The organism is Paraglaciecola sp. (genome assembly GCF_030730205.1).
In the GTDB taxonomy this organism is placed as follows: Bacteria; Pseudomonadota; Gammaproteobacteria; order Enterobacterales; family Alteromonadaceae; genus Paraglaciecola.
Window position 1 is genome coordinate 1 of the sequence record NZ_JANQVQ010000075.1, and the last position, 4,601, is coordinate 4,601.

Sequence of the window (4,601 nt, forward strand, 5' to 3'; positions counted from 1 at the left end):
GGCCCTGGAGATTCGGTGTCGATATTTGTTTGGCGCAATCCAGATATATCAGGGTCGTTTGTTGTGCGCCCAGACGGTAAGGTAACGACGTCCCTCGTAGAAGACGTTCCCGTAACAGGCAAAACGCCTACCATGCTAGCCAGAGAAGTTGAAGAAAGACTCTCAAAATACATTAACAATCCTAGAGTGACCGTCAGTGTCAATAACTTTAATGGGCCTTTAAGCGAACAGGTTCGAGTAATAGGTGAAGCAACGAACCCCCGAGCAATTAATTATATCGAAAAAATGACTCTTTTAGACCTAATGATTTCAGTTGGTGGTCTTACAGATTTTGCAGCCGGTAACAAAGCTAAGCTGGTTAGAATCGTCGACGGCGTTCAAAAAACGTACCTTATTAGAATTGATGACCTGATAAAAGAGGGTGATATCGAACAGAATATTGACATTCTACCTGGTGATATTTTGATTATTCCAGAAGCTTGGTTTTAGACACTACGAGAAATATTTTACATGCAGGATTTACAAAAAACTATTGAGCTTATCTTTGACTACATCAAAGGTGTATGGATAAAAAAGCGATACGTGATGATTTGCTCATGGTTAATTTGCCCCTTGGGTTTTCTCTATGTAGCTGCAAAACCAGATGTTTATGAATCACAAGCAAGAGTCTATGTTGATACGCGCTCGGTTTTACAGCCATTGTTAAGAGGTTTAGCTATCCAAACTAATCCCCAGCAAGAAATTGCAATGATGGTTAAGACGCTATTAAATCGTGCCAATCTTGAAGCGATAGCAAGAGAATCAGACCTTGATATCACAGCTAAAAATGCCACTGAATATGAAGCGTTAATTTCATCTTTGTCATCAAATATTAAATTAAGGGCAGCTGGTAGAGACAACTTGTACACCATTGCTTATGAAAATGCTAATCCAGAAATGGCTAAAACAATTGTTCAAGCAACACTCGATTTATTTGTCGAGGGGATGCATGGTAATAATCGGAAAGACTCAGAGTCAGCCACACAATTTTTAGAGGAACAAATTGATGAATATGAAGCCAGATTAGCGTCAGCAGAGCAGAAAGTAGCTGATTTCAAAAGAAAATATTCAGATATGTTACCAAATCAAGGGTCCTTTACCCAAAATTATAATCAACTGCTGAGTGAATTAGAAAATACAAAATTGACAATTAAAGAGACCGAACAACAAATGAAAACGCTGCTTGGGGAGGTCGTGGGCTCAAATAACGAAAACTCACAAGGGGCAGTTAGACGTACTGACTCAAAATTTGCGTTGACTACTACCTATGACAGTAGGATCGAGAGTTTAGAGGCCAATTTGGACCAGTTGAAATTAAAATATACTGATTTACATCCTGATGTTATAGAAGCGAATAATCTATTGAAATCATTGAAAGACTCTAGGGAAAAAGAAATACAAGATTATTATGCAGCTAGAGAAAATATCGATAGCGGTGCGCCAATTGGTTCTATTTCAAGCGAATTAAAAATTGAGGCCACTCGAATGCAAGGTGTTATCGCTTCCTTGAAAGTCAGACAAGCTGATTATGAATCAAAAATCGAAGCCATCAGACAAAAAATAGACTTAGTTCCGCAAGTTGAAGCTGAATCTGTAGCACTTAATAGAGATTACGGCATTACTAAAAGGAAATATGAGGAACTTCTAAGCCGCAAAGAATCTAACGACCTAGCTCAAAAAGCGGATGTTTCATCTGAAGATGTAAAATTCAGGGTTATCGATCCACCACTAGCGCCTTTAAAACCAAGCGGTCCTAATAGGATAATTGGTTATGTCGCGGTTTTAATAGTAGGTTTCTCGTCTGGATTAGGTCTGGCGTTTTTAATCAGTCAATTGAATCCTATACTACTTAGAGGTAGTCAACTTACTTCACTAACCTCATATCCAGTTTTTGGTATAGTGAGTCATTTACATACCAAAGAAATTCGGAAAGTTAATCGAAATCGCATGTTAGTATTTATCGCTTCTAGCGGTGTAATATTGGTTGCTTTTGCTAGTTTAGTAGGTTTTGAACTACTTCATATTAACGTGTATGCGAGGATTTTTTCATGAACTCTATTGAAAAAGCGTTATTAAGGCAAAAAGAAGATGCTATAAATAAAAATTCAAACAAAAATATAGAGTATTCGAATAAACCAGAAATGGAAGCAATACTGTCTGAGGATTCCTCGACAACCGATTACTCGGAAAATGTTGAGCGAGTCTTAAACGAAGCGGCTTATATTGAAATTGATCTTGAGAAATTACATGCTAAAGGTTTCGTTTCGACGTTGACCAGCAGGCAATTAATTAATGAAGAATATAGGGCCATAAAACGGAAAATAATAGACAATGCCTTTGGACCACTTTCTAAATCGCTGAGTAATAGCAACATTATCATGGTCACAAGTTCAAGGCCTGGGGAAGGTAAAACCTTTACCGCAGTTAATTTAGCTCTTAGCATAGCACTGGAACAAGATAAAACTGTGTTATTGGTTGACGCAGATGTACTTCGTCCTAATGTGATGAAAACTCTAGAGTTAGAAAACAAAGCCGGCTTGATGGAGTTTTTACTTGGCGAGAAAACTAATCTGTCAGAGATTTTGTGTAAAACCAATATACCTAATCTCAGAATTATCACCGCGGGTAAGTCTCATCACCTTTCTACTGAATTGTTAGCCAGTGAAAAAATGTATGAAGCTGTAGAAGAAATGGCGAACCGCTATTCAGATCGTATTGTAATTGTAGATACACCTCCCCTTTTAGGTATAAACGAAACCGCTATTCTCGCGAATTTAGCAGGCCAAGCGATTGTCGTGGCTGAAGAAAATAAGACTAAACTGACTGATATTCAAAAGGCCGTAGGACAATTAAATCCAGAGATGGCGATTGGGTTTGTTATCAACAAATCCCAAGATGTTAATAACGATGGCTCTGGATATGGCTATTATTATGCAGGTACTCATTAGTGGTTTTAGAAGTGCCCCATTTTAAAGTCTATAGTCTATGCTTTTTAGTCGGTGCCTACCTGTCAACAAACCTGAGTTACGCCGGTGAACTAACAGTAAAAAAAGCGCTTGATACATCCGCCAATATATACCAAACCCAAAGGGCTAATGAAAAAACTGAGGACGCGTATGCTGCTACACTAAACCCATCATTAGTTTCGGTTTATAAAAGCAAAGTATTAACAGGTGACTTCGCTATAAACCATAGTCAAATTAAACAAGGTGGGTATGAAGATGCAACTTCGAGGAGTTTTACCGACTTTCGCTTAAACTCAAATACCTCAATTATAGAAAACTTAATGAGTTTAGCTTTGAAAGCTGATCAAAATTATCGTCCGAGCAACCAGTCAGATGGTTTTATCGTAGATAGACTATTGTCAACAGGTGAGCTTTCCAAAACAGATAAATACAGTGCCATTTTAAATTTTGCCATGCCAAACCCAGAATATGTTGGCTTAGATTGGCAAGCTCTTTATTCTAAGAGCACTGCTGACAATTCAATAGATGATGGCCCTAGTTTAAACTCCTCAAATAAAGGTTTAACGTTGAGGGTTTACAACGGTAGAAATCTGAGGCGGATAGGTTTTAATCTAAGCGCTCAACAGAATGACACTGCACGTCGAAATAATCAGAACTTTAAATCAACAATATTGAATGGAAACATTAATTTCGGTTTGTTCAATGATCTGAGTTTCGTTTTGACAGGTTCGGATACAACTTATGATTTATCTTCTGAGACCCAGGTTGCTAACCCCAGGAATATTGACACAACTAGCTATGGTGCGGGTTTAAAATGGAGTCCAAGCAACAACAGATTTATAGAAATAACCTTCAACAATTTAGAACAAGAACTCCAAAAAACTGAGTATATTGGTGTTAGTTCGAATTGGGCATTTACTAACAGAACAAGTTTAGCCCTAAATTATGGAAAGCGTTTTTATGGTGATGCTTACAGTGCTAAATTTACTTACAATCTAAAGTCTCTACGTAGTTCAATGTCTTACAGTGAGGACGTAACCTCCTTTTCCAGACTTAGTGTTACCGAAGAATCACTAGGGGTTTTTGTTTGCCCAATTGGCTCTACAGACCTTTTGGACTGTTTTCAACCAAACGATCTGAGTTATGAATTGCAACCAGGCGAAGAGTTTATAAATTTTAATAGCATAGTCAATGACTTAACCGATGAAGTCATTCTAAATAAAACTGCTCAAGCCACTATCGGCTATAGCCTAAAGAAACTGAAAGTATCCATAAATTATCGTTACACCGATACGGAATACTTAGAATCACAAAGGAGTCGTAAAAATCAGTCAATTTCGATAAATTCAAATTACCAATTGGGTAAAACAACAAATATTGCTTTAAATTCGAGTTTATCCAAGATTGAAAATAAAACTACTGTCGACGAAGATAGCATTACCATTACAGTAAGTTTGAAGAAAAGTTTGAGTCAAAACCTGGTCGTTAATTCTTCTTTTCGCTACTTAGATAGGAGTTCAGAACAAGTCATCCGCGACTTAACAGACAAACGCCTCACACTCGGTTTTACCTACTCCTTCTAACTCACTATTATTT

Annotated in this window: 4 protein-coding genes; all 4 read left to right on the forward strand. The window is 37.5% G+C overall.

Annotated features, from left to right (window positions below; genetic code table 11):
- Positions 1-489: XrtA/PEP-CTERM system exopolysaccharide export protein (locus NWQ57_RS06715; protein ID WP_306021371.1), on the forward strand; the 489-nt coding region annotated here is incomplete at its 5' end.
- 21 nt (positions 490-510) lie between these two features.
- Complete coding sequence (locus tag NWQ57_RS06720) at positions 511-2,091, forward strand: XrtA system polysaccharide chain length determinant (protein WP_306021372.1); 1,581 nt, start codon at positions 511-513, stop codon at positions 2,089-2,091.
- The gene (locus NWQ57_RS06725) at positions 2,088-2,987 is read left to right on the forward strand and encodes an XrtA-associated tyrosine autokinase (protein WP_306021373.1); all 900 of its coding nucleotides are present in this window, start codon (positions 2,088-2,090) and stop codon (positions 2,985-2,987) included. Before NWQ57_RS06720 ends, NWQ57_RS06725 begins: the two co-directional genes overlap by 4 nt.
- A complete protein-coding gene (locus NWQ57_RS06730; RefSeq protein ID WP_306021374.1) occupies positions 2,987-4,588 on the forward strand; it encodes a hypothetical protein in 1,602 nt (533 codons plus the stop codon). Before NWQ57_RS06725 ends, NWQ57_RS06730 begins: the two co-directional genes overlap by 1 nt.
- The last annotated feature ends 13 nt before the right edge of the window (positions 4,589-4,601 follow it).

Excerpts from the sequence above, each read along its gene's own strand:
- NWQ57_RS06720 (WP_306021372.1), top strand. The coding sequence starts at position 511 with ATGCAGGATTTACAAAAAACTATTGAGCTTATCTTTGACTACATCAAA.
- NWQ57_RS06725 (WP_306021373.1), top strand. The coding sequence starts at position 2,088 with ATGAACTCTATTGAAAAAGCGTTATTAAGGCAAAAAGAAGATGCTATA.